Annotated in this window: 24 protein-coding genes and 1 tRNA gene; 11 read left to right on the top strand and 14 right to left on the bottom strand. The window is 65.0% G+C overall.

All coding sequences use genetic code 11. From position 1 onward, the window contains the following. Both V8J55_RS18460 and V8J55_RS18455 read left to right on the top strand, forming a co-directional pair. On the top strand, positions 1–888 hold the full coding sequence (locus V8J55_RS18460; RefSeq protein ID WP_336447067.1) for a TolB family protein: 888 nt from the start codon (positions 1–3) through the stop codon (positions 886–888). Further along, a complete protein-coding gene (locus V8J55_RS18455; protein WP_336447066.1) occupies positions 878–1369 on the top strand; it encodes an anthrone oxygenase family protein in 492 nt (163 codons plus the stop codon). Before V8J55_RS18460 ends, V8J55_RS18455 begins: the two co-directional genes overlap by 11 nt. A gap of 3 nt (positions 1370–1372) precedes the next feature. On the opposite strand, the gene V8J55_RS18450 is transcribed toward V8J55_RS18455, so the two are convergent. Both V8J55_RS18450 and V8J55_RS18445 read right to left on the bottom strand, forming a co-directional pair. Then, positions 1373–2248 carry a sigma-70 family RNA polymerase sigma factor gene (locus V8J55_RS18450; protein ID WP_336447065.1) on the bottom strand — a complete coding sequence of 292 codons (876 nt, stop codon included), beginning with the start codon at positions 2246–2248 and terminating at the stop codon, positions 1373–1375. After that, on the bottom strand, positions 2248–2703 hold the full coding sequence (locus V8J55_RS18445) for a carboxymuconolactone decarboxylase family protein (RefSeq protein ID WP_336447064.1): 456 nt from the start codon (positions 2701–2703) through the stop codon (positions 2248–2250). Before V8J55_RS18445 ends, V8J55_RS18450 begins: the two co-directional genes overlap by 1 nt. Positions 2704–2841: 138 nt before the next feature. Here V8J55_RS18445 and V8J55_RS18440 point away from each other — a divergent pair, with 138 nt between their 5' ends. Both V8J55_RS18440 and V8J55_RS18435 read left to right on the top strand, forming a co-directional pair. Further along, positions 2842–3222 (top strand): DoxX family protein, encoded by a 381-nt coding sequence (locus tag V8J55_RS18440; RefSeq protein ID WP_336447063.1) that lies wholly within the window; start codon positions 2842–2844, stop codon positions 3220–3222. Positions 3223–3239: 17 nt separating this feature from the next. Next, on the top strand, positions 3240–3533 hold the full coding sequence (locus tag V8J55_RS18435; protein ID WP_336447062.1) for a hypothetical protein: 294 nt from the start codon (positions 3240–3242) through the stop codon (positions 3531–3533). 70 nt (positions 3534–3603) lie between these two features. On the opposite strand, the gene V8J55_RS18430 is transcribed toward V8J55_RS18435, so the two are convergent. After that, on the bottom strand, positions 3604–4581 hold the full coding sequence (locus V8J55_RS18430) for a DUF6607 family protein (RefSeq protein ID WP_336447061.1): 978 nt from the start codon (positions 4579–4581) through the stop codon (positions 3604–3606). A gap of 22 nt (positions 4582–4603) precedes the next feature. Then, positions 4604–6874, bottom strand: a complete 2271-nt coding sequence (locus tag V8J55_RS18425; protein ID WP_336447060.1) for a TonB-dependent hemoglobin/transferrin/lactoferrin family receptor — start codon at positions 6872–6874, stop codon at positions 4604–4606. A 339-nt stretch (positions 6875–7213) separates the two neighbouring features. On the opposite strand from V8J55_RS18425, the gene V8J55_RS18420 reads away from it, so the two are divergent. Further along, positions 7214–7720, top strand: a complete 507-nt coding sequence (locus V8J55_RS18420; RefSeq protein ID WP_336447059.1) for a nuclear transport factor 2 family protein — start codon at positions 7214–7216, stop codon at positions 7718–7720. A gap of 359 nt (positions 7721–8079) precedes the next feature. Here the strand turns inward: V8J55_RS18420 and V8J55_RS18415 are convergent, their stop codons facing one another. The 9 genes from V8J55_RS18415 to V8J55_RS18375 all read right to left on the bottom strand — a co-directional run bounded on the left by V8J55_RS18415 (position 8080) and on the right by V8J55_RS18375 (position 14743). Beyond that, positions 8080–9087 (bottom strand): PhoH family protein, encoded by a 1008-nt coding sequence (locus tag V8J55_RS18415; protein WP_056369187.1) that lies wholly within the window; start codon positions 9085–9087, stop codon positions 8080–8082. A gap of 130 nt (positions 9088–9217) precedes the next feature. After that, a complete protein-coding gene (gene miaB / locus V8J55_RS18410; RefSeq protein WP_336447058.1) occupies positions 9218–10555 on the bottom strand; it encodes a tRNA (N6-isopentenyl adenosine(37)-C2)-methylthiotransferase MiaB in 1338 nt (445 codons plus the stop codon). Between the two features lie 7 nt (positions 10556–10562). After that, positions 10563–11351 (bottom strand): lysophospholipid acyltransferase family protein, encoded by a 789-nt coding sequence (locus V8J55_RS18405; RefSeq protein WP_336447057.1) that lies wholly within the window; start codon positions 11349–11351, stop codon positions 10563–10565. Next, positions 11320–11745 carry a Fur family transcriptional regulator gene (locus tag V8J55_RS18400; RefSeq protein ID WP_037518006.1) on the bottom strand — a complete coding sequence of 142 codons (426 nt, stop codon included), beginning with the start codon at positions 11743–11745 and terminating at the stop codon, positions 11320–11322. The genes V8J55_RS18405 and V8J55_RS18400 overlap by 32 nt, the downstream gene beginning before the upstream one ends. Positions 11746–11893: 148 nt before the next feature. Then, complete coding sequence (locus V8J55_RS18395) at positions 11894–12328, bottom strand: MucR family transcriptional regulator (RefSeq protein WP_336447056.1); 435 nt, start codon at positions 12326–12328, stop codon at positions 11894–11896. A gap of 108 nt (positions 12329–12436) precedes the next feature. Beyond that, positions 12437–12919: a GNAT family N-acetyltransferase gene (locus V8J55_RS18390; RefSeq protein ID WP_336447055.1), complete on the bottom strand. Its 483-nt coding sequence runs from the start codon at positions 12917–12919 to the stop codon at positions 12437–12439. Beyond that, a complete protein-coding gene (gene tsaB / locus V8J55_RS18385) occupies positions 12916–13533 on the bottom strand; it encodes a tRNA (adenosine(37)-N6)-threonylcarbamoyltransferase complex dimerization subunit type 1 TsaB (RefSeq protein WP_336447054.1) in 618 nt (205 codons plus the stop codon). The genes V8J55_RS18390 and tsaB overlap by 4 nt, the downstream gene beginning before the upstream one ends. A gap of 15 nt (positions 13534–13548) precedes the next feature. Continuing rightward, a complete protein-coding gene (locus V8J55_RS18380; RefSeq protein ID WP_336447053.1) occupies positions 13549–14142 on the bottom strand; it encodes a malonic semialdehyde reductase in 594 nt (197 codons plus the stop codon). Positions 14143–14167: 25 nt separating this feature from the next. Further along, on the bottom strand, positions 14168–14743 hold the full coding sequence (locus tag V8J55_RS18375) for a NifU family protein (protein ID WP_336447052.1): 576 nt from the start codon (positions 14741–14743) through the stop codon (positions 14168–14170). Between the two features lie 63 nt (positions 14744–14806). On the opposite strand from V8J55_RS18375, the gene V8J55_RS18370 reads away from it, so the two are divergent. The 3 genes from V8J55_RS18370 to V8J55_RS18360 all read left to right on the top strand — a co-directional run bounded on the left by V8J55_RS18370 (position 14807) and on the right by V8J55_RS18360 (position 16318). Then, entirely contained in the window at positions 14807–15676 is an 870-nt protein-coding gene (locus V8J55_RS18370) for a hypothetical protein (protein ID WP_336447051.1), read from the top strand. Between the two features lie 77 nt (positions 15677–15753). Next, positions 15754–15829 (top strand) — tRNA-Thr (locus V8J55_RS18365). Between the two features lie 141 nt (positions 15830–15970). Continuing rightward, positions 15971–16318, top strand: a complete 348-nt coding sequence (locus tag V8J55_RS18360) for a RidA family protein (protein ID WP_336447050.1) — start codon at positions 15971–15973, stop codon at positions 16316–16318. A 75-nt stretch (positions 16319–16393) separates the two neighbouring features. Here the strand turns inward: V8J55_RS18360 and V8J55_RS18355 are convergent, their stop codons facing one another. Then, positions 16394–19174, bottom strand: coding sequence for a TonB-dependent receptor plug domain-containing protein (locus V8J55_RS18355; protein WP_336447049.1), 2781 nt, complete (start codon positions 19172–19174; stop codon positions 16394–16396). Between the two features lie 320 nt (positions 19175–19494). On the opposite strand from V8J55_RS18355, the gene V8J55_RS18350 reads away from it, so the two are divergent. Genes V8J55_RS18350 through V8J55_RS18340 form a run of 3 tightly spaced genes read left to right on the top strand, consistent with a single transcriptional unit; the run spans position 19495 to position 23190 of the window. Next, a complete protein-coding gene (locus tag V8J55_RS18350; protein ID WP_336447048.1) occupies positions 19495–20640 on the top strand; it encodes a dipeptidase in 1146 nt (381 codons plus the stop codon). Continuing rightward, entirely contained in the window at positions 20640–21680 is a 1041-nt protein-coding gene (locus tag V8J55_RS18345) for a DUF1611 domain-containing protein (protein WP_336447047.1), read from the top strand. The genes V8J55_RS18350 and V8J55_RS18345 overlap by 1 nt, the downstream gene beginning before the upstream one ends. Positions 21681–21705: 25 nt before the next feature. Beyond that, entirely contained in the window at positions 21706–23190 is a 1485-nt protein-coding gene (locus tag V8J55_RS18340) for a serine hydrolase domain-containing protein (RefSeq protein WP_336447046.1), read from the top strand. The last annotated feature ends 6 nt before the right edge of the window (positions 23191–23196 follow it).

Below are 23196 nucleotides of genomic sequence, written 5' to 3'. Positions count from 1 at the left end.
ATGGCGGCATTTGCCCTCGCGCTGTCGCTGCTCGCCGTTACGCCCGCGGTCGAGATCGTCGGCGAGGCCGAACTGTTCGCGCCGGGCATCGCCTCGACCGATCATGCCGAAATCCGCCTGACGATCAGCCCCGATGGCCGAACCGCCTTGTGGTTCAGCCGCGACCGGCCCGGCGGACCCGGCGGCTATGACATCTGGATAGCACGCCGCGAGGGAACCGAGTGGGCGCCCGCGACGCCGGTTTCGTTCAATTCGCCGGGGCGCGATTTCGACCCCGCCTTCTCGCGCGACGGACGCTTCGTCTATTTCTGTTCGGACCGGCCGGGCGGGATCGGCAAGGATGACCTCTACCGCGTTGCGGTGACCGCGACGGGGTTCGGCACACCCGAAAATCTGGGGCCGCAGGTCAATAGCGCGGCGAGCGAATATGCTCCGATGCTGTCGCCCGACGGCCGGCGGCTGCTGTTTTCGAGCGATCGGCCGGGCGGCGCGGGGCGCCATGATCTTTACACCGCGCGGTCGAAAGGGCGCGGCTTTGCCGCCGCCGCGCCGCTGCCCGGGGCGATCAACACCCCCGCCGACGAATTCGACGCGAGCTTTCTCGCCGACAGCCGGACCTTGGTCTTCGCGCGCGCGCCGAGCATGAAGGACGACCGCGTCGACCTGTTCGCCGCGACATCGCATGGTGGCCGCTACGGTGCGGGAATGATATTACCCCTCGCAGTGAACGATCCGGTCAAGGATAGTTACGGGCCGATGCTCGACTGGTCGGCGCCGGACCGGCTGACCTTTTCGAGCCAGAGGGGAGGAGCGCAATCGATGGAGTTGTACCGCATCACCTATCGTCTTGTATTGGGCAGCGCGTCGGGAGGGCAGCATGGCCGATGATCTTTTGACCGGCCTCAGCTTTGCCGCCGCGGGCGGCGCGGCGCTGGTCGGCGGTGTCTTCTTCGGTTTTTCGAACTTCGTCATGGCGGCGCTCGGAAGGCTTTCGCCCGAACAGGGTGCGACCGCGATGAATTCGATCAATGTCACGGTGATCAACCCCGCCTTTATGACCGCGCTGTTCGGCACCGGGCTACTGTGCCTGATCGCGGCGGCGATGGCATTGGGGTCGCTCGGCACGCTCGACGGCAAGCTGATCCTCGCCGCGGCGCTGCTCTATGTGATCGGCTGCGACGGGATCACGATGGCGCTGAACGTGCCGCTCAACAATGCGCTCACCGCCACACCGGTCGGCACGCCCGAGGGCGCGGCACTGTGGACGCGTTATCTCAGGGATTGGACCTTCTGGAACTCGGTGCGGACCGCGGCGAGCTTTGCCGCCGCGATCCTGTTCGTCGCCGCGGGGGTATGCCGCGCCGCCTGACCGTCAATGCATGTGCTTGAGCTTGTCGGGGTTGCGCATGACATAGATGGCGGTGACCTTGCCGTCCGCAATCTCGAGCGCGGTGGTTTGCAGCTCGCCGTCGGCTTCGCGCGTGACGAAGCCCGGCAGCCCGTTGATCGTGCCCGCGTGGACGAGCGTCGAGCCATATTTGCCGAACAGCACCGCGAGGCTGCGGTGCAGCTTGAGCACGACGTCGTACCCCAGCACCGGCCCCATCGCGGCGGGGCGCTTGCCGCCGCCATCGGCCCACATGCCGACATCGGCGGCCAAGAGCTGGCCGAGCGCGCCCATGTCGCCGCTCCGCGAGGCCGCGAAAAAGGCGTTGGCGATCTGAAGCCCCTGCTCTTTCTCGAGCTTGTAGCGCGGGCGCGCGTCGCGGACGTGGGTGCGCGCGCGCGCCGCGAGCTGGCGCGTCGCGGCGGGATCGCGGTCGATCGTCTTCGCGACCTCGTCGAACCCCACGCCGAAGACGTCGTGGAGCAGGAAGGCCGCGCGCTCCAAGGGCGAGAGGCGTTCGAGTGCGAGCATGAGCGGCAGCGTGACATCATCCTCTTCCTCCTCCTCGACGAGCGGGTCGGGGAGCCAGGGGCCGACATAGGTCTCGCGCTGGTTTCGCGCCGACTTGATCTGGTCGAGGCAGAGCCGCGTCACGGTGCGGCGAAGGAAGGCCGCGGGCTCGCGCACCGCATCGCGGTCGGCGGCGAGCCAGCGGATGAAGGCATCCTGCACCACATCCTCCGCGTCGGCGACCGAACCGAGCATGCGGTACGCAACGCGGGTGAGCAGCGGGCGCAGCGGGTCGAAACTCGCCGCCGCGTCCGCCGCATCCGCGGCACTCTGGATGCCCTCGGGGGTCATCAGGCCGCCTTGGCCGCCGGGACTTCGTACCAGAGGTCGAAGCCGACCGCGAGACGGTTCCAGCCGTTGATGACGTTGATCATCAGCGTGAGGTTCACCTGCTCCTCCGGCGTGAAATGCGCTTCGAGCTCGTCCTTGGCTTGCCTTTGTGTGTGCCCCTGCGACAGGCGGGTCAAGGCGTCGGTCCACGCCAGCGCGGCGCGTTCGCGCGGCGTAAAGACGGGCGCCTCGTGCCACGCCGACAACAGGTAGATGCGCTGTTCACTCTCGCCCTTCGCGCGGGCCTCGACGGTGTGCATGTTGATACAGTTGGCGCAGCCGTTGAGGATAGACGAACGGATCTTGACCAGCTCGATCAGGCTTGCTTCGAGGCTGTCCTGCACCGCGAGCGAGACGCCCATCCACTGCTTCATCAGCTGCGGCGCGGCGGCGAAGGGGTCGGTTACCTTGGTCATGTCATGTCTCCTTTAAGCGGTTGTACCGACATGACGAGACAGGATCGGCGCGTGTGACATGAAACACGAAAAAAATTCGCGTCGGCCGAAAAATCGGTTAGCCTCCCCGCCTCGACAATCGGAATGAGGGGGAAAATCATGAAGTTTCTCGATGGTTTCGGCGAACAGGCCTATGCATTGCTGCGCATCGTCGCGGGCCTGTTGTTCATGGCGCATGGCGTGCAGAAATTCTTCAATTTCCCGGTCAAGTTCCCGATGGAGCTCAATCCGATGCTGCAAGCCGCAGGGGTAATCGAACTGGTCGCCGGCGGCCTGATCGTCATCGGCCTGTTCACCCGCCCCGCGGCGTTCATCGCCAGCGGCATGGCGGCGGTCGGTTACTGGGTCGCGCACGGCAGCCGGGGCGCCTTTCCGATCGCCAATGGCGGCGAGACGATCGCGCTCTACTGCTTCATCTTCCTGTTCATCGCGACGCGCGGCGCGGGCATCTGGAGCGTCGACGGCGCGGCGAAGAAATAGGGAGCGGGAACGCCGCGGTGGAAGCCGTTCCTGTCGTGATCACCGTGACGATGGTCATCGCATTTTTCCTGTTTCCTAAACGGCCAACTCCAAAGCCGTTGATAATTGCGGGCTGCCTGTTGTCGGTTGCTGGCTGGGGCGGCATTTTCCTGGGCCTCGCGCTTGGCGATACCGCGCTGATGCAGTCCGAACTTGTCGCGGGCCTGTGGATGGGTGTTTTCGGTACATTTGCCGGCCTGCTGGCCCCCGTGGCTCTGGTGACCGGTATTTTTGCGTTGTTCAGGAATCGCAAGACGAAGCGTGCGCCCTGACTCTTGGCAAAAGCGGAGGCAGTGCCTTGTGGCACTGCCCCCAGTTTCGGGCTTCACATGGTGAAGGTCGTCAAAGCTTGCGCGTGTTCGTTTCGATCAGCTTCTTCGCCTCGGCGATCGCCTTGGCTGTGGTCAGCTTCTTTTCCTGGACCTCGTCGGCCATTTCGAGCAGGCGGCCGCTGATCACGGTGCCGGTGTCGGCCTTTTCGTCGATCGCGATGCCGCCCTTGGCGACGGCGACGCGGTCCCATTCGGCGCGCACCGCCGCCCAATAATCCTTGGTCGCGGCCCAATAATCGTCGGCGGCCTTCACGTCATATTGGTCATATTTGATATAGGTGTTGAGGACATATTCCTGGACGATCGGCACGAGTTTGCCGTCCTTCGTCCCCATTTTCGTATTGTCCTGCCAATGAACCCAGCCGTCGGGGCTCGGCTGGTGGCGGTTGATCGACAGGTAGCGGTCGTAGACCGGGTTGCGCACAGCATCGCGGCGCGCGAGCGGGCGCCACGTCCAGTTGGAGCGCCAGCGGCGCACGCCGCCCTGCGTTTCGAACTGCCCCCAGCCGCCGTAACGCGGGCTGTCGTCGACCTGATAGACCGTTTGCGACCAGCGGCCTGTGCGCATCTTTTCAGGCACCTCTTCCCACGTCCACGCGTTGCGATCGGAGTAGACCAGCACCTTCGCGGGCTCATATTCCCAGTCCTGGCGCCAATGCTTGATGATCATGCTCTTGTCGTCGTCGCCGGTGATGACGAGCATATGCTGGAGGCTGATCTTGCGGCCGCTATCCTCGATCACGCGCACAACCTCGTTACCGCCCGAGCGCTTGGGCTCGAGCACCTCATACGTCGGATCCCAGCGCGTCGATTCCTGCATGTTGAAGCTGACGCGGTAATTGCCCGCCATCGCGAGGATGTCGGCGCGGTCCTGTTCGAAATTGGCGGCGGCGGCCTCGGCGGCGATCGGCGGATGCGCCGAAGCGACGACCGGCAGCGCGGCAGTCAGCAGCAACAGGCTGGCGGCAATCTTGCGATATGTTTTCATCGGTGCAGTCCTTCTTTCTGTTTTAAAAGCGGAAGCTCAGCGACACGCTCGCGTTGCGGCCGGGCTGGGTATAGGCGTCGGCGCTCGCCGGGAGCGTCGGCGCCGTTGCCGTTCCGCCCATCGCGAGGCCGCGCACATCGCTCCACCAGCTGTATTTCTTGTCGAGGATGTTGAAGACACCCGCGCGCAGCGTGAGCGCATCCATCACCCGCACAAACGCCGTCGCGTCGAGGATCGTGAAGGCATCGGGGCGGAAGCATGTGGGGGTGCAGAACCCCGTCGTGCGCGACGCTTCCTTGCGGCCCGCGTGCGTCATAATGATCTGACCGCCGAAGCGCCCTTCGCGCTCGCGGTAGCCAACGCCGGCGACGAGCTTGAGCGGATCGATCGACGACAGCGGCGAGCGCACGCCTTCGGGGTCGATGATGTCACCCTTCGCATAGGATAGGGCGAGCGTCGTATACAGGCCGGACGACGCTCGCCCCTCGAACCGCGCCTCGGCCCCTTTGACCCGGACGCGATCGAGATTCACGAATTGATAGAGGATGGGATTGGCGATCGTGCCGACACCGCCGACCTGTTCCTGGCTGATGAAATCCTTGTAGCGCGCCGAAAAGCCGGTGACGTCGAGGCTGATCGCGTCGCTGGAGAAGCGCACGCCGCCCTCGAAGCTTTCGCTGCGCTCGGGTCCGAGATCGGGATTGGGGAGCGTGCGGTACGAGAAGAAGGGCGAAGTCAGGTTTTCGAAGAACTGGTTGACCTGTCCGGGTTCGGGCGCCTTGAAGCCGGTCGCATAATTGGCGAACAGCCGGACGTCGTCGGTGATTTTCCACACCGCGCCGAACTTGGGCGACACGCGCGAGCCGTCCTGCTTGGCGCCGCGGAAGGTCGGCAGCAGCGGGTCGTTGTCGGGCGACAGATCGTACCAGTCGAAGCGCAGCGCCGGGTAGAGAAGCAGGCGGCCGTCGGCGACCGCGATCTCGTCGCCCACGAACAGCCCGGCGCGGGTGAAGTCGGTGCTCGGGAAGGCGCGCGTCGGATAGGTCTCGCCCGCCGGCGGCACGGTGCCGCCGCGAAGCCCCTGCTGACGCGTCTTGCTGATGTCGCCGCCGAAGACGAGGCGATGCGTGATCGCGCCGGTGGTGAAATCGGCGCGCGCGTCTGCCGAGGCGCCGAAGACGCGGTTTTCGAAGGTGTTGAGGCGCGTGCGGTCGGCCGACGGAGTGCGGTCTTCCTCGGTATATTGCCGATCTTCGCCATCCTGCCAGTAGAGCGCGACACGCGCGAAATCGATCGCGCCCTCGCCTTCCCAGCTCCAGTCGAGCGAGACGCGCTTGCGTGTCCCGGTGTCGAAGCCTTCGAGGCGGTCGACGGTCGCGCCGAGGCCGTTCGGGCCGAGGCCGCTGAGCCCGTTGGTATAGAGGCGCGTGTCGAGATATTCGCCGGTCAGCCGCAGCTTGTGGCCGTTCGCGGGATCATAAACGATGCGCGCGAGCGCGGCATCCGAGCGGCCGTCCTGCGGGTTGGCAAGCGTGCGTGACGCGCCGATGCCGTTCGCGGTGCCGAGGCTGCCCTGATTTTCGAGTTCCTTGTAATCGCGGCGCGTATAGGCGGCCATCACCGACCAGTCGCCGCTGCGCCCCGCGAGGATCGCGGTTTCGCTGAATTCCTCATCGGCGCTGCTGTAACCGGCGCGGAGGAGGCCGCCGAAATTCTTGCCCTCTTCGAGGAAATCGACGGGGTCGGAAGTGATGAAGCTGACCGCACCGGCAAGGCCGTCGCTGCCGTAGAGCGCCGACGACGGGCCGCGCAGGATCTCGACCGATTTGACAAGGCCAAGGTCGACATAGTCGCCGCGCCCCGACGCTTGCGCGCCGAAGCTGAAGCCATCGGGAACGCGCACGCCGTCGACCTGGATCAGCACGCGATTGCCGCCGATGCCGCGGATGTTGAAGCTGTCGTTGCCGGCGCGCCCCGTCGCGCCGAGCGCAGCGCCGAAACGCGCGGGCTGGCGCTGGACGCTGACGCCGGGTTCGAAGCGGACGAGGTCGCGGATGTCGGTGACCATCTCGTCGGCGATCTGCTCGTCGCTCTTCACGGTGACGGTGACCGGGACGTCTTCGGCCTTCACGGCGGTGCGCGTCGCGGTGACGACGATGCGATTCTTGAGCGATACCCAATATTCGCCGTCATTGTCCTGCGCAAAGGCCGGCGAAGCGGTCGCGGCGAGCGCGAGGCCCAGCGCGCTGCCTGCGGCGAGGCGGGATACGGACGGCAAATGTCGGATGGTCAATTTTCTTCCCCTGAATAATTGCGACTGACTCGCAATAGCGGCCATCTAGGCGTGCAAAATCGGGGGGTCAATATGCTATTGCAAATCGTTCTCGAAAAATGACAACCCATGGCAGCGCACGACCACCGGCCCAAAGCGCAGTGACGCGGAAACAAGCTCGGAACCATGCAAGACGGGCTTCGGCCGATTGCGGACAATAAGTCACATCATTCGTGTGAACCTGACGCATCGCCTCAACAAGGTGCCGTCGCGCCACGGAATCTGGCCCATGGACACCCCACTTTGCCAGGTATATCGACTAGGCACTCTGTAGCGATCGCACCCTTCTTGGAGGTGTTTATGAACCGCGGCTCGTTTCTCATCGGTGTCGGGATAGCTCTTGCCGGTAGCATCGCGACATTGGAGTGTGCACACGCCCAAGGGGTCAGAGCGGAAGATCCTGACCTGCAGGCAACGCTCGAGAGGATGGATGCGGCTCACATTGCGTTCCACAATGGAAACCCTGAGCCCTCCATGGCCATCTGGTCCCACGCTTCCGATGTGACGCTGACGGGCGGCGCCGGAGGAAAAATTGAGATGGGTTGGGACAATGTGAGTCCTCGGCTGCGATGGGCGAGCGCACAATATACCAGAGGTCGTCAACAGAATGAGCGGGTCCGGGTCACGAGCGCCGGGGACTTTGCCCTCGTGGTGCAGTACGAGCATATCTGGTTCTACCCGCCGGGTTCGCAAACGGAATCAGAACGGCACTATCGCGTCACAACCGCGCTTCGCAGAGAGGCGGGGCAGTGGCGCGTGATTCACCGTCACGCCGATACCATGATGGCACGTGAAACCCCACGCTAGTTGGACCCGACGAAGACCGAGCGATCGGCCGATCCGCCTTATATCCGCTCACCACCCCAAAGCAGGCATCGCCCCCAAATAGGCCTTTCCTACATTATCCAGCCGTGCCAGCCTTCAACCGGCTCTTTCATCTGTTGGATAAAAGCGGTCGCTGCCCGGCTTGCCGGTGCGACACGGAGCGGCGCGCCGGGCGCGTCCGGCACGCCGCAAGATCCAAATCGGGGCGCACATAGAGCTGAACTTTACTGAACTTTGGAATATCGCGCGGCCCTTGCGCCGACCGGATTCCGGATCCAACCCGGGACGACGAAAGAAGGCCGTAGAGGTGCACTACCTCCAAGCCGACGCTGTTCCGCGCGCTAAGCCCCCGGCCCCTCATAGGCATCGACGATCCGCCCGACGATCGGGTGGCGGACGACGTCGGCGCTGGTGAAGTAGCTGACGTTGATGCCCTCCAGCCCTTCGAGCCGGCCGACCGCGTCGGCGAGGCCCGAGGTTGCGGGGATCGGCAAGTCCACCTGCTTGGGGTCGCCGCAGACGACCATGCGGCTGTTCATACCGAAACGCGTCAGGAACATCTTCATCTGCGGGATCGTCGTGTTTTGCGCCTCGTCGAGGATGATGAAAGCATCGGCGAGCGTGCGCCCGCGCATGAAGGCGAGTGGCGCGATTTCGATTTCGCCGCTCGCGATCCGGCGCTCGACCTGTTCGGCGGGCAGGCAGTCGTGGAGCGCGTCGTAGAGCGGGCGGAGGTAGGGATCGACCTTTTCCTTCATATCGCCGGGAAGGAAGCCGAGCTTCTCGCCCGCCTCGACCGCGGGGCGCGAGAGGATCAGGCGCTGGACGCTGCCGGTGATCAGCTGCGCGACCGCCTGCGCAACCGCCAGATAGGTCTTGCCCGTGCCCGCCGGGCCGAGCGCGAAAATCACGTCGTCGCGCGCGAGCGCCTGCATATACGGGACCTGCGACGGGGCGCGCGGGACGATCGTCTTTTTGCGCGTGCGGATCATAATCGGCGGCGCTTCGTCCTTGTCGTGGCGGATGATGCCCGCGAGCGTCGGCTGCGCCGACATCGCGATCACGCCGTCGACGAGGCCGGTGTCGACCTCCTGCCCCTGTTCGATGCGGTTATAGAGTTCGGTGAGCACGTCGCGGGCACGCGCCGCGGCTTCGGCCTCGCCCTCGATCTGGACGCGGTTGCCGCGAGCCGAGATATAGACGCCGAGGCGGTTTTCGATCGCGACGAGGTTGCGGTCGAACTCGCCGAAAAGAATGCCCAAAAGCTGCGTTCGCTCAAATTCCGCGGTCAGTCGGACGCGGTCGCCGGGTTCGGCGGGGGTGGAGGCGGTCAGCGGGCGTTTGGACATATAAGCAAGGCTCCTTCGATCGACGACATGACTGTACTCCCGCCAAGACGTGAGTCCATGACTTGCAGGCGGGGAATGCGACGGAAGGAGGCGGAGTGTGTCTTCGGGGAGACAGGTTCCACCAAGCGCACTAGGCGACCTCTTCCGTCAGCGCTTCGGCGCCGACGCTGTTGGCCCCGGCTGACATGATGCGGACATCGATCATGTCCCCGATCTTCAGCCCCGGCGCGATGACGTGCACCGACTGGAGCCAGGGCGACTTGCCGATGAGCTGGCCGTCGAGCTTGCCCTTGCGCTCGAGGAGAAGACGCGTCGTACGGCCGACGGTCGCCTCGTTGAACGCCTGCTGCTGTTCGTTGAGCAACGCCTGCAGCCGCTGGAGGCGATCGTTCAGCACCGCTTCGTCGATCTGGCCGTCCATCGTCGCGGCGGGGGTGCCGGGGCGGCGTGAATATTTGAAGCTGTACGCCATCGCATAATTGGTCGCGCGGACGATATCGAGCGTCGCCTCGAAATCGGCGTCGGTTTCGCCGGGGAAGCCGACGATGAAGTCGCCCGAAATCGCAATGTCGGGGCGGACGGCGCGAACGCGTTCGATGATTTTCAGATAGCTTTCGACCGAATGGCTGCGGTTCATCGCGGCAAGGATGCGGTCGCTACCCGCCTGCACCGGCAGGTGGAGGAAGGGCATCAGCTTGTCGATCTCACCATGCGCGGCGATCAACCCGTCGGTCATGTCGTTGGGGTGGCTGGTGGTATAGCGGATGCGCTCCAGCCCATCCTCTTTCGCGAGCTCGCGGATCAGCCCGTCGAGGCCGATCGCCCGGCCCTTGTCGTCCTCGCCGTCCCATGCGTTGACGTTCTGGCCGAGCAAGGTGATTTCGCGCACCCCGCCGGCGACCAGCGCGCGCGCCTCGGCGATCAGGTCGGCGAACGGCCGGCTGATCTCGGCGCCGCGCGTGTAGGGCACGACGCAGTACGTGCAGAATTTGTCGCAGCCTTCCTGCACGGTCAGGAAGGCGGTCGGGCGCTGGCCGCCCGCACGTTTGGGCAGCGCGCCGAACTTGCTCTCGGCCGGCATGTCGAGGTCGACCGCTTTCTCGCCGCGCGCGGCACGGGCGATCAGGTCGGGGAGGCGGTGGTACGCCTGCGGGCCGACGACGACATCGACGGTCGGCGCGCGGCGCGCGATTTCGGCGCCCTCGGCCTGCGCGACGCAGCCCGCGACGGCGATCGTCGGACGGCTGCCGTCGGCGCGCTTCAGCCGGCCGATGTCCGAATAGACTTTTTCGGCCGCTTTCTCGCGGATGTGGCACGTGTTGAGTACGACAAGGTCGGCGTCGGCGCCGTCGGCGGCGGCCACATAGCCCTCGGCGCCCAGCATCTCGGCCATGCGCTCGCCGTCATAGACGTTCATCTGGCAGCCGAAGGATTTGACGTGAAAAGTCTTGGGGGAGTCGGATTTCATCGGCGCGCTATAGGCGATGCGGCGCGCTGGCGGAAGACCGTGCAATTTCCGCCGCGATCGAGGCGCGCGCGGCCTCGGCGAGCAGCTTGCGGTCGCCCTCGACGATATCGGGCAAGGGATCGAGATAGTGGATCGTCAGATGGATCGGCCGCTTGCGCGCGAGCAGCCGCTTGAAATTATCGAGCCCCGATTCGGGATCGAGCCAGGCGATATCGTTCGCCTCATGCCCATAATCGAGAAATACCGGCTGGACGCGCAGGTTCGGCGGCGTCGGGATCACCGCCTGGAACAGCGAGGCGCGGAAGGGCAGCAGACCGTCACCCGGCCCCGTCGTACCTTCGGGAAAGAGCGTCACCGGACGGCCGCGCGCGAGCGCGCCCCGCAGCTCGTTCGCCTGATTGTGAATCTCGCGCCGCGCCTCGCGCTGGACATAGATGGTGTGGTTCTGGTCGGCGAGCCAGCCGACGAGCGGGGTTTCGCCGACCTCGGCCTTCGACACGAACGCCGAGCGTGCGGCGCCGCCGAGCGCAAGAATGTCGAGCCAGCTGACATGGTTCGACACGAACAGGACATTACGCCGCAGCCGCGTCCCCGTCGTGCGGATGCGCAGCCCGGCGATCCAGCCGACGGCGTTGAGGAAGGCCATGACCATCGGCGACGGGCGACGGGCGGCGCGATAGAGGAGGTGCGGGACGATCAGAAAAAGCAGCGTCAGCACCATCAAGGCGAGACGGGCGACTGTCCGCCAGGTGATCGAGGCGCGATCAGTCGCGCTTGCGATCGATGGCGACACCATAAAGCTCCATGCGATGGTCGACGAGGCGGTAGCCCAGTCGTTCGGCGATCACCTTTTGCAACGCCTCGAGCTCGGGATCGACGAATTCGATCACCTTGCCCGTTTCGACGTCGATCAGATGGTCGTGATGCGCCTCGGGCGCGGCTTCGTAGCGCGAGCGGCCGTCGCCGAAATCGTGGCGGTCGAGGATGCCCGCCTCTTCGAACAGGCGGACGGTGCGGTAGACGGTTGCGATCGAGATGCCGCTGTCGACCTTTGACGCGCGTTCATACAGCGTCTCGACGTCGGGATGATCCTCCGAATCCGAGATGACGCGCGCAATGATGCGACGCTGTTCGGTGATGCGCAGCCCCTTTTCATGGCACAGGGCTTCGAGATCGATATTGCCGGACATGCTTGCCTTTCCTGCAGATGCAGCCGTGTCTATGTTTGTTACAAACTGTATAGGCACGCCCCGCCGATAGGACAAGGGCGGCACCCCTACGACGCCGCCCTTCCCTGCTCCGGATGGAGCGATTTATCTTAGGCCCAGACCCTAAGGTTCAGACCTTGGGCTTGCGCTTGCGCCCGCCGCCGCGGCCCTTGGTGCCGAGGCCGATTTCCTTCGCCAGCGCGCGGCGCTTTTCGGCATAGTTCGGCGCGACCATCGGATAGTCGGCGGGCAGGCCCCATTTCGCGCGATAATCGTCGGGGGTCATACCATAATGCGTCATCAGGTGGCGGCGCAGCATCTTGAGCTTTTTGCCGTCCTCGAGACAGACGATATAGTCGGGCTTGACCGAGGTGCGGATCGACACCGCCGGCACCAGCTTTTCCTCGACGACCGGTTCGGTGCCGAGACCCGACAGCGCCGCGTGCACATTATTTATCAAAATGGAGAGGTCAGAAATGGCGACGCTGTTGTTGCTGACATGCGCAGCGACGATGTCAGCAGTAAGCGTAACGAGCATCTCGTTGGTATCGGCTTGGTCGGACATGAGACTATTCCTTGTTTATTTTACCCAGAAGACATGCCGGCGAATATTGGATTTGTTCTTCCGCCAGCCAGAATACTGCCACTTTGGATGGAATTCCGCAATGACCGATCAGTCCGGCTTTTGCCCTCGCGTCGATCTGCGCATGGTAATTGCGTCGCGAACCACCCCGTCATTACCGCGGTAATAGGCCGGCCGTCGGCCGCACTCTGCAAACCCCGCACTCCCATAGAGATGAACCGCGTCATTATCGGCGCGCATTTCAAGAAAATAGTCTTCGGCACCCTGTTCGGCCGCCCACGCCTGCCAGTCGTCGATCAGTAATGCACCGATACCGCGGCTGCGAAACTGCGGGTCGACCGCGAGCAATAATAATTCGCTTTCGGGCCCCGCAATGCGCGCCGCCGAGAAGCCGCACGCATGATCGCCGTCCCACGCGAGGCACACGCGCGCCGAGGGCAGCGCGAACAAAGTCAAAAGCTGCGCGCCGCTCCACGCTTCGCCATAAGCGGGTTCGAACGCAGCCTCCATCACGCGCATCACCGCGGCGAGATCGCCGACGCGCGCGGTGGCGAGGCGGATGGCGCCACTCATGCCGGCGCCATCGGCTTGGCATCGGGCGCGCGGCCGTAAATCGGGGTTGGTTGATCGATCAGCAGGGCAGTCGGCAGCCGCAGGAAGGCGCGCGCGTCGGGCAGTGCCGCCAGCGCGCGCCCGGTGCCGCGGCGCGCGACAAAGGGCTCGGCGCGATTGCCGACGACCAGCTCGTCGCCAATCAGGACGGCGTCCTCGGGAAGGAGCGAGCGTATCTCGCCGCGCGGCGTCAGGTCGGCCGCGAACGGCTGGACAAAGTATTGGCCGTGCCCGCCCTCCATCACCACCAGCGCGCCGCCGGCGGCCGCGATCTCGTCGGCGGCGCCGGCCGCAACGAGCGCGAGTGTCGAAAAGCCATGCACGGGCACCTGCCAGCCGAGCGCCAGCGCGCGCGCCGCCGCAACGCCGATCCGGACCCCGGCAAAGCTGCCCGGGCCGCATCCCGCGACGATGACGTCGGCGCGGCCGCCGCCTGCAAGTTCGGCGATCAGCGGAACCAGCCGTTCGGCATGGCCGCGGCCGATCACCTCGTGGCGATGGTCGCCGACCGCTCCGGCCTCCAGCAGCGCCACCGAACAGGCCTCACTCGCCGAATCGATGACCAGATACCGCATAGTGGTGGAACGCGCTCAGGCGATACGGTTGAAGCGGGCGAAATCGGGGCGCGGGCTGCGATCGAAGATCGTCGCGGCATCGCCATAGCCGAGGGTCGAGATGAAATTGCTCTTCACATTCGGCTGGTCGGCAAAGAAGGCCTCGTCGACCCCGGCGTTGTTGAACCCCGACATCGGCCCGGTATCGAGCCCGAGTGCGCGCGCGGCGAGGATGAAATAAGCGCCCTGGAGCGTGGCATTGCGGAAAGCGGTCGTCTGCGCCAGCGCCTCATTGCCCACGAACCAGCTGCGCGCGTCGGTATGCGGGAAAAATTCGGGCAGGTTTTCGTAAAATTCATTGTCACTCGCGATGATCGCGGTGACCGGCGCCTTCAGGATCTTTTCCTCGTTCCCCGGTATCGCGAACTCGGCGAGCTTCGCCTTCGCCTCGTCGGTCACGCACCAGACGATCCGCGCCGGCAGGCTGTTGGCGCTGGTCGGGCCGAATTTCACCAGATCCCAGATCGCGTGCAGCTGCGTTTCCGAAACCGGCTTGTCGAGATAGCCATTATAGGTGCGCGCGGTACGAAACAGCTGGTCGAGAGCGCTGTCGGAAAGCGGCTCGCTCATGGGAGATCTCCTGAAATGATTTTGGTCAGACGGCGTGAACTGCCGTTACCTCGGGAACATAATGTTTCAAGAGGGACTCGATGCCATTCTTCAGCGTCGCGGTCGAGGACGGGCATCCGGCGCACGCGCCCTGCATCTTCAAATAGACATTGCCCTTGTCGAAACCGCGATAGACGATGTCGCCGCCGTCGTTGGCGACCGCGGGGCGGACGCGCGTTTCGATGAGCTCCTTGATCTGCTCGATGATGTCGGCGTCGGCGGGATCGTCGGCGAAGCCGGCTTCATCCTCGGGCGGCACCGAAAAGCCCGCGCTTGCGGCGTTGAACAGCGGTACGTCGGCGAGAAAATGGTCCATCACGATACCGAGCACGTCGGGCTTCACATCGGCCCATTCGGCGCCGGGCGCGATCGTCACCGACACGAAATCGCGGCCGAAGAAGACGCCCGTTACGTCGCCAAGCGAGAAAAGCGCGCTGGCGAGCGGCGATGCCTCGGCCTCTTCAGGGCTCGCAAAGTCGCGGGTTCCCGCCTCCATCACCGCCCGGCCAGGCAGGAATTTGAGCGTCGCGGGATTGGGCGTCGATTCGGTTTCGATCAGCATGGCGTGCATGTGGGGCGGAGCGAGGCTTTGTGCAAGATGACATGGATGCGCTAAGGCGCGGCGATGCGTCCTTTCACCCATTTTGCCGCGCTCGACTGGTCGGGCGCACGGGGTCCGCGCCAGCGCGGGATCGCCCTGGCGGTCGCCAGCGGCAGCGCAGCGCCCGCACTGGTGCGGCGAGGGCATATCTGGTCGCGGGCCGAAATCCTCGATTGGCTGGAGGGTGTCGCGGCCGCCCGCGAGAATATGCTGATCGGTTTCGACTTTTCAGCCGCCTTCGCCTTTGCCGACCATGGCGCCTATTTCCCCGGCTGGGCGGAAAGTCCGGCCGACATGCGCGCGCTGTGGGCGCTCGTCGAACATCTGGCGGGCGGCGATCCGCATTATGAAACGGGCGGATTCCTAACGCACTCCGAGGCGCGCCGGCATTTCCGCCACCGCGGCGAGGCGGGCGACCGGTTCGAAGCCGGCGCGGGGCGGCCGCGCGTCGTCGAGCATCACCAGCGGGCGACGAAACAGGCGGCGAGCGTCAGCAATTTCAACCTTGTCGGCGCGGCGCAGGTCGGCAAGGCCAGCCTGTCGGGAATGCGCCTGCTTCACCGGCTGTCGCGCCGCATCCCGCTGTGGCCCGGCGATCCGGTGCCCGCCACGGGACCGATGCTGGTCGAAATCTACACCAGCCTCGCCGCGCGCGCGGCCGGGCTGCCGCCGGGGCGCAGCAAGATCCGCGACGGCGCGGCGCTCGACGCGGCGCTCGCCGCGCTGGGTTCGCCGCCGTGCAGCTTGACGGGGCCGGTCAGCGACCATGCGAGCGACGCGCTGCTGACCGCCGCCTGGCTGCGCGCGATCGCCGGCGACGCCGCGCCCTGGTCGCCGTCGCCGCTGACGGGCCGGCTCGCGCAAACCGAGGGCTGGACCTTTGGCATCATCTGAAGATTTCATGCTCGCCGTATTTTCCCGATGTCGGATGTTTCCATCCGGCCGAAAAATGCTAAGGGGCGGTCAGCCGTGCCGGCTTAGCTCAGTTGGTAGAGCACCTGATTTGTAATCAGGGGGCCACGGGTTCGAATCCTGTAGCCGGCACCATCAGCCTATTTCAGTGGCTTCAGAAGCGCCTTGCAGGCGCCGCCGGTCCGCGACGCGACGGCACCGCACGCAGGATCAAATTGCCGAAGCGGCCCTGACCTGTCATCCGCCCCTCGACAAACCCCAACAAAGGAGATTCCTATGAGCATCGAACGCCTGCATTCGGGCCCGCGCATGAGCCAGGCCGTGATCCATGGCGGCATCGTCTATCTGGCTGGCCAGGTTGGCGCGCCGGGCGAGGACGCGACGAAGCAAACGCGCGCCATTCTCGCATCGATCGACGAATTGCTCGCCGAGGCCGGCACCGATAAGTCGCACCTGCTCACGGCCATGGTCTGGCTGGCCGACATGGCCGATTTCGCCGCGATGAACGTGGTTTGGGAAGAATGGATCGGCGGCGCCAATGCGCCGACGCGGGCGACCGGCGAAGTCCGTCTGGCAACGCCCGACTACCGCGTGGAAATCATCGTCACCGCCGCCCGGCCCTGACGCCCTCCTCGGGGCAGCCGAAGCAAGGCCGGGACTGCGTGACCTTGCTTCGAACTGCCCCGAAAACGGATCCGATTAGAAATCGACCTTCGCGCCGACGGTGAAGTAGCGGCCGACGACGTCGTACAGCGTGCTGTTGACGGTGATGAGCGGGGGATCGCGGTCGAACACATTGTTCACATTGCCGAACAGCATGAAGCGATCGTCGATCTTGAACCGCGCGCCGAGGTCGACATAGGTCCGCGACGCGATCCTGTTGTTGATCAGGGTCGTGCGTGTCCGGTCGAAATTGCCGCCATCGATATACCGCGCGCGGATGTCGAACCCGACATTGTCATCCTCATAGGTCGCGCTGAGCGTCCCGCGCCATTTCGGCGTCGCGCGCAGCACCGAATCGCCGACATCGCCCGCAGTCTCGACGCGGGTAACCCCGGTATCGAACACCAGCTTGTCGACATAGGTTGCCAGTGCGCGGATGCGCAGGCTGCCCGGCAGGCCCGCACTGACGTTCGACAGGTTGACGACATAGGATGCCTCCATGTCGAGCCCGCTCGTCTCGAAGCTCGCGATATTCTGCTGGGTGGCGGCCACCTGGGTAACCGTCCCCGTTGCATCGCGCGTAATGCTATCGCAGGCGGATGTGACCCCGCGGGAGCACAGGAGCGTGAGGTTCGATCCGTTCAGCGCCGTGACCGCACCGTCGATCTTGATCTTGTAATAATCGACCGAAGCGCTGAAGCCGCGCAGGAAGGACGGCGAATATGTTGCGCCGATCGCCGTCGTGTAGCTCACTTCCGGCACCAGATTGGGGTTGCCGCCGGTGAATGTCGTCACGGTCGACGGCTGCGGATTATATGCGGGGTTGGCCGCGGCTCGCCCGGCCCTGTCCTGATCGTTGAGCGGCCCGATGTTAATCGCGCGGAGCGCGAACAATTCGCCGATGCCCGGCGAGCGGATGTCGCGCGAGCGCGTTGCGCGCAGGAGCAGGTCGCCAAACAGCCGCGCCGTGCCCCCGGCTTTCCACGTCCAGATGCCGCCGCTGGTGCTGTAATCCGAATAGCGCGCGGCGCCGCTCAGGTCGATTTCGACCGCATTTTCGAGCTTGAGCAGCGGGAACAGGACTTCGCCGAACGCCTCCTTGACGTTGAACCCGCCCGACGTGGGCGTCGAAAAGACGAGAATGCCGAAGTTGCTGGCGTTCGCGATCGTGAAATCGTCGCGCGACGAGACCTGTTCCTCCCAGCGTGCCTCGGCGCCGATCGCGACGGTCACCGGGCCGGCCCACAAGGAAAAGAGATCGCCCTGAACTTCGGCGCCCACCGAATCGAGCTTTCGGGTTTCGAACGATTGCTGCGCCCCGGTGACATAGTCGCGTGCTTCGAGCGACGCGTTCAATGCGCCGAAGGGATTGAGCGGCCGGCACGCGGGATCATTATTGGTCGGGTCCGCGTCGGCATTGATGCCGCAGACGATTTGCCCGCCGCTCGACACCGCATTGATCGCGTTGCTGAACTGCCGGACCAACCGCGAGTTGCCCATCGACTGTTCGCTCTCGACCTCGCCGTGGCTGTACCAGGCCTTGTAGCGGAAGCCCTTGCCGAACGTGCCGTCGACGCCGATCGCTCCTTCCTTGCTGACCCGCTCGCCGCGGAACTGCAGTTGAAGGATGTCGTTGAAATAGCGGCCGAAGGTGAAGCTCGTCTCGCCCGCGGCGGCAAGGCGATCGCGGATCGCGGTCGACAGATAGGGGTTGTTCGCCTGGATCGTGAGGTAAGGCAGGCCGAGCGCCCCGCCGACCGTAAAGTCGCCGAAGAAAGGCGCGTTCGACAGCGAACGCGCATAGCTGCCGTCGACCCAGAAGGTCGCGTCGCCGACCTCATAGCTCAGCCGGGCATAGGTGCTCAGCCGTTCGAAAGGCGAGGAGACGGGAATGGTGTCATAGAGGTTGATGCCATCCGCGCCGCCGACCATCCGCAGCGGGAAAGCGCCCGCGCCGACGCTCGTGCCGCGATCGAAAGCACGCAGCGTGCCGTCGGCGTTGAACGTCTGTCCCGCGAGCACGCCGCTGGTGATCAGGCCGCCCAGCGTGACATTGCCGAAGTTCACGTCGCGGACCAGTTCCGACCCCGTGCCCGACGGAATGAAATCGGGACTGTTGAGGTTCGGCCGCGTGCTGCGGTTGATCACGCCGCGGTCTTTGACATATTCGCCGCCGATGATGAAATGGCCGCGCCCGTCGGCGAAGCCGGTGCCGAATTTCGCATCGAAACCATAGCGGAACCCGTCGCCGCGCGACGAAACGCCAACATTGCCGCCGATCGACAGGCCGTCATAATCCTTGTCGAGAAGGATGTTTACGACGCCCGCGACCGCGCCCGAGCCCCAGGCGGCCGAGGCGCCGCCGGTCACGACTTCGACGCGCTCGACCAGATTGGTCGGGATGAAATTCAGATTGCCCTCGCCGACGAAGCGGCGGCCGTCGAGCAACACCAGCGTGCGGTTGACACCCAGGCCGCGCATGTCGACGGGCGCGGTGCCGGTCGAGGTGTTGCCGTTCGATACGGTCGGCGTGGTCGTCGGGCGGATTTGCGGAAGGTCGTTCAGCACCTGCTGGATGTTCGGACGCGCGCCGAGGCGCAGTTCATCCTCGCCGATCACTGTCGTGGGGGTCGGCTGATCGAAACCGGCGCGCGCGATGCGCGATCCCGTGACGAGAATCTCCTCGTCGGCCGTGGCCTCGGTTTCGGCGACGGTCTGCGCCGCGGCCGGCACGGCGAGCCATAATCCGGCCGCCAACGCCGCAATGCTGCTGCCGCGCGCGAGCCGGTAACCGAGCTTGTCACTGTCCTTACGCATATCAATCCACCCCTTTGGCTGGACCGCTCGATGGCGGCCTTTTTTGGTTCCCCGCGTCGAAGCTGCCACAATGTCCTATATAGGACAATATATTTCTTTTAAGAGAAATTAGGCTCATAATTGCCATGAGTTCCGTTGAAGCCGATCGACCTCGGGTGCCGAATCGGGCCGAAAGCCGGGACGACGACTTGCGGCTATGGCACTCAGCCTGGCGGCTCGCGTGAAACGCGAAGAGGTTTTTCAGGATTCGAAAGCGACGGATTGACGAAGCCCTAATGGGATAATATCGTCCTAATCAGAAAATTACAAAGCAGGGGATGATGATGCTATTTTCTCGACGGCAGGCGATTTGCGCTGCGGGCGCGGCGCTCGCTGCCCCCCTCGCCGCTCCCTATGTTGCGCGCGCGCATTTCCAGATCAATCCGGCGACGAACCGCGCCTATTCGAAGCGCGCGATCGAGCTGGTCCAGCGCGCGGTCGTCGTCGACATGCTCGCACCGATCAAGATCGACTTCGATCCGAGCTATTACACCAAGGCGCTGAGCGAAAAGGAAACCGCGGACTTTCGCGCCAGCGGCATCAACGCCATCCACCATGCGGTGGGCATCGGCGGCCCGACGGCGAAGGAACAGGCGCTCAGCTTCTTCGCGATCTGGGGCAATTTCGTCGCGCGCAACAGCCATGTCTTCACCGGGGTCGATAAATTCGCCGACATCCTGCGCGCGAAGAAGGACGGCAAGGTCGCGGTCATCATGGGGCTGCAGAACGCCGACCATTTCAACCGCCCCGCCGACGTCAAGACCTTCTACGAGATTGGCCAGCGCTGCGCGCAGCTCACCTATAATTCGCAGAACCGCATCGGATCGGGGTCGACCGAGCGCGTCGATGGCGGCGTGAGCGATTTCGGCGTCGAGATCATCAAGGCGATGAACGAGGTGGGCATGCTCGTCGACGTGTCGCACAGCGGCGACCGTACGACGCTCGACGCCATCGAGATTTCGCCGAAGCCGATCGCGATCACGCACAGCAATTGCCGCGCGCTGATCGACCATCCGCGCGTCAAGACCGACGAGGCGATCAAGGCGCTTGCTGCCAAGGGCGGCGTGATGGGCATCACCGGGGTGCGCAATTTCGTGAGCAAGACCGATCCGACGACGATCGTGAACTATGTCGACCATATCGACCATGTCGTGAAGCTCGTCGGGATCGATCATGTCGGCGTCGGCACCGATTCCGACCTCTATGGCTATGACGACACCTCGCCCGAGATGAACAAGATGCTGCGCGGCGCCTATAAGGACAGCTACGCCTTTCGCGAGAAGATCGACGTCGACGGGTTCGATCACCCGCTTAAGATGTTCGACCTGACCGAAGAACTGCTGCGCCGCAAATATTCCGACGCGAACATCCTCGCGGTACTCGGCGGCAATTTCCAGCGGCTCCTGACCGCAACGTGGGGCGGCTGATGAACGCGCTGACCGATCGCATCGCCGGGGCGCTTTTGTTGCCGCAGCCCTATGTGCTGTTCCTTGGCGACACGACCATCCCGGGCTTCGCAAAGACCGCCTTCGGGCTGAAGGATTGGGCGCCCGACAAATGTGTCGGCGAACTACGGCTGCCCGGCGCCACGGTCACCACGGGGCTGGACGCGCTCACCGCCGCCGAAGCGCGGGCGCGGGGCGCGCGTGCGCTGGTGATCGGTGTCGCCAACCTCGGCGGCGTGATCCCCGCGAACTGGCGCGCGTCGCTGGTCGAGGCGCTGGAGGCGGGGCTCGACCTGATCGCGGGCATGCACATGCGCCTCTCCGACATCCCCGAACTTGCCGAAGCCGCGCACCGGCTCGGTCGCCAGCTGATCGACGTGCGCGTGCCGCCGCCGCAGATCCCCGTCGGCACCGGGCGCAAGCGCAGCGGAAAACGACTGCTGACCGTCGGCACCGACTGCGCGCTTGGCAAGAAATATACCGCGCTGGCGCTGGCCCGCGCCTTCGTGGCGCGCGGCGTCGACACCGATTTCCGCGCGAGCGGCCAGACGGGCATCATGATCGCCGACGGCGGCATCGCGATGGACGCCGTCGTCTCCGATTTCGAGGCCGGCGCCGCTGAACTCTTGTCGCCCGACGCGCGCGCGGGGCACTGGGACGTGATCGAGGGTCAGGGGGCATTGACGCACCCGGCCTATGCGGCGGTGTCGCTCGGCCTGCTCCACGGCAGCCAGCCCGACGTCTTCGTCGTCTGTCACGAGCCCGGCCGCACCGAGATGCTCGGCACCGCGGGCTATACGCTGACCAGCGTCGAAGAGATCGTCGAGCTCACCCTGCTGCTCGGCCGCCGGACCAATCCCGCGATCCGCTGCGGCGGCTTTGCATTCAACACGTCGGCGCTGGGCGAAGCGGCGGCAACCGAACTGATGGCGCGCGAGAGCGCGCGGCTCGGCTTGCCGGTCGCCGACCCCATCCGCGGCGGGCCCGCATTCGACGCGCTCGTCGACAGCTGCCTCGCATGAAACCCCTGCCCTTCGGAGACCTTGCATGACCCGACTCCCGGCCCTGCGCCGCACCGCATTCGCCGCCGCGCTGCTCGGCTCAATCGCCCTGCCCTCCGTCGCCACGGCGCAGTCCGCCGCACAAGCCACCGATAGCATCCCGCAGGACCGGATCGGCGGGCTTGCCGATTTCGTCGACGGCGTGATGGCACAGCAGATCGCGACGCGCGAGGTCGCGGGCGCGATCGTCACCGTCGTCTATCGCGACAAAGTGCTTTTCTCGCGCGGCTATGGCTTTGCCGATATCGACAAGGGCATCGCGGTCGACGGGCAGCAGACGTTGTTCCGCCCGGGATCGGTGTCGAAGATGTTCACCTGGACCGCGCTGCTGCAACAGGTCGAAGCAGGCCGCGTCGACCTCGACGCCGATGTGAACAAATATCTCGATTTCAAAATCCCCGAGTATGAGGGCAAGCCGATCCGCGTGCGCGATCTTTTGTCGCACACGCCGGGGATGAGCGACGTCGGCGGCCTCACCGCGCCGACGCCCGACAAGATCCAACCCTATGTCGAATGGATGAAGACGCATATTCCGGTACGCCATTGGGCCCCGGGGACCGAGACCTCCTATTCGAACTATGGATCGGTGCTCGCGGGCTATATCGTCGAGCGCGTGTCGGGCGAAGCCTTTCCCGATTATGTCGAAAAGCATATCTTTTCGCCGCTCGGGATGAACGCCACAACCTTTCGCGAACCTTTGCCCGCCGCGCTCGCGCCGCGCATGGCGTCGGGCTATCAGGTCAAGGACGGGCGGCTCGTCGCCGATCCGTTCGAGCTGTTCAGCCCGGTGATGCCCGCGGGATCGGGAACGAGCAGCGGCCCCGACATGGCGCGCTTCATGATGGCGATGATGAACGGCGGCGCGCTCGGCAAGGCGCGCATCCTGAAACCCGCCTCGGTCAAATTGCTGATGACCAACTCGGTCGCCAACGCCCCCGGGCTGCCCGGCATGGCGCACGGCTTTTTCGTCGTCCGCGAAAAGGGCCCGCGTATGGTCGGCCATGGCGGCAACACCGGCGACTTCCATTCGAACATGATCCTGGCGCCCGAGGCGGGGCTGGGCTTCTTCGTTTCCGAGACCGGCGGCGAGGGCAGCTATGGCGGGCGCACAGAACTGACCGAGGCGCTGATCGGCCGGCTGTTCCCGGTCGCTCCCGCCCCGCGCGTCGCCGCGCCCGCCAACGAGACACTGCCGCTCGGCGCCTATCGCGTAAACCGGCGCGACTATGCGCGCGCGCCCAATCCCGAGCGCGACCTGAAGATCGCCGCGGCGGGCCCGAATGCCGTCACCGTCACCAACGACGGGAAAACCAGCTATTGGGAACGCGTCGGCCCGATGCGGTTCGAACAGGCCACCGGCGCGCGCGCCGGCGGCCCTTATGAGCAATTGCTATTCCACGGCGCCGAGGGGCGCTGGCGCCTGTCGTTCACGTCGCAACCGCATGTTCTCTATCATTTCGTCCAGCCCTGAGGAGAA

The sequence above is a fragment of the Sphingopyxis sp. CCNWLW2 genome (assembly GCF_037095755.1).
Classification (GTDB): domain Bacteria; phylum Pseudomonadota; class Alphaproteobacteria; order Sphingomonadales; family Sphingomonadaceae; genus Sphingopyxis.
The sequence above is the reverse complement of the archived record's forward strand: the minus strand, read 5'-3'. Positions and strand labels throughout refer to the sequence as shown.

Coding starts and splice junctions, on each gene's coding strand:
- V8J55_RS18455 (WP_336447066.1), top strand. CDS start 878: ATGGCCGATGATCTTTTGACCGGCCTCAGCTTTGCCGCCGCGGGCGGC.
- V8J55_RS18460 (WP_336447067.1), top strand. CDS start 1: ATGGCGGCATTTGCCCTCGCGCTGTCGCTGCTCGCCGTTACGCCCGCG.
- tsaB (WP_336447054.1), bottom strand. CDS start 13,533: ATGCGGTATCTGGTCATCGATTCGGCGAGTGAGGCCTGTTCGGTGGCG.
- V8J55_RS18450 (WP_336447065.1), bottom strand. CDS start 2,248: ATGACCCCCGAGGGCATCCAGAGTGCCGCGGATGCGGCGGACGCGGCG.
- V8J55_RS18440 (WP_336447063.1), top strand. CDS start 2,842: ATGAAGTTTCTCGATGGTTTCGGCGAACAGGCCTATGCATTGCTGCGC.
- V8J55_RS18375 (WP_336447052.1), bottom strand. CDS start 14,743: ATGCTGATCGAAACCGAATCGACGCCCAATCCCGCGACGCTCAAATTC.
- V8J55_RS18360 (WP_336447050.1), top strand. CDS start 15,971: ATGAGCATCGAACGCCTGCATTCGGGCCCGCGCATGAGCCAGGCCGTG.
- V8J55_RS18405 (WP_336447057.1), bottom strand. CDS start 11,351: ATGGTGTCGCCATCGATCGCAAGCGCGACTGATCGCGCCTCGATCACC.
- miaB (WP_336447058.1), bottom strand. CDS start 10,555: ATGAAATCCGACTCCCCCAAGACTTTTCACGTCAAATCCTTCGGCTGC.
- V8J55_RS18445 (WP_336447064.1), bottom strand. CDS start 2,703: ATGACCAAGGTAACCGACCCCTTCGCCGCCGCGCCGCAGCTGATGAAG.
- V8J55_RS18345 (WP_336447047.1), top strand. CDS start 20,640: ATGAACGCGCTGACCGATCGCATCGCCGGGGCGCTTTTGTTGCCGCAG.
- V8J55_RS18395 (WP_336447056.1), bottom strand. CDS start 12,328: ATGTCCGACCAAGCCGATACCAACGAGATGCTCGTTACGCTTACTGCT.
- V8J55_RS18400 (WP_037518006.1), bottom strand. CDS start 11,745: ATGTCCGGCAATATCGATCTCGAAGCCCTGTGCCATGAAAAGGGGCTG.
- V8J55_RS18415 (WP_056369187.1), bottom strand. CDS start 9,087: ATGTCCAAACGCCCGCTGACCGCCTCCACCCCCGCCGAACCCGGCGAC.
- V8J55_RS18370 (WP_336447051.1), top strand. CDS start 14,807: ATGCGTCCTTTCACCCATTTTGCCGCGCTCGACTGGTCGGGCGCACGG.
- V8J55_RS18355 (WP_336447049.1), bottom strand. CDS start 19,174: ATGCGTAAGGACAGTGACAAGCTCGGTTACCGGCTCGCGCGCGGCAGC.
- V8J55_RS18340 (WP_336447046.1), top strand. CDS start 21,706: ATGACCCGACTCCCGGCCCTGCGCCGCACCGCATTCGCCGCCGCGCTG.
- V8J55_RS18380 (WP_336447053.1), bottom strand. CDS start 14,142: ATGAGCGAGCCGCTTTCCGACAGCGCTCTCGACCAGCTGTTTCGTACC.
- V8J55_RS18390 (WP_336447055.1), bottom strand. CDS start 12,919: ATGAGTGGCGCCATCCGCCTCGCCACCGCGCGCGTCGGCGATCTCGCC.
- V8J55_RS18420 (WP_336447059.1), top strand. CDS start 7,214: ATGAACCGCGGCTCGTTTCTCATCGGTGTCGGGATAGCTCTTGCCGGT.
- V8J55_RS18350 (WP_336447048.1), top strand. CDS start 19,495: ATGATGCTATTTTCTCGACGGCAGGCGATTTGCGCTGCGGGCGCGGCG.
- V8J55_RS18430 (WP_336447061.1), bottom strand. CDS start 4,581: ATGAAAACATATCGCAAGATTGCCGCCAGCCTGTTGCTGCTGACTGCC.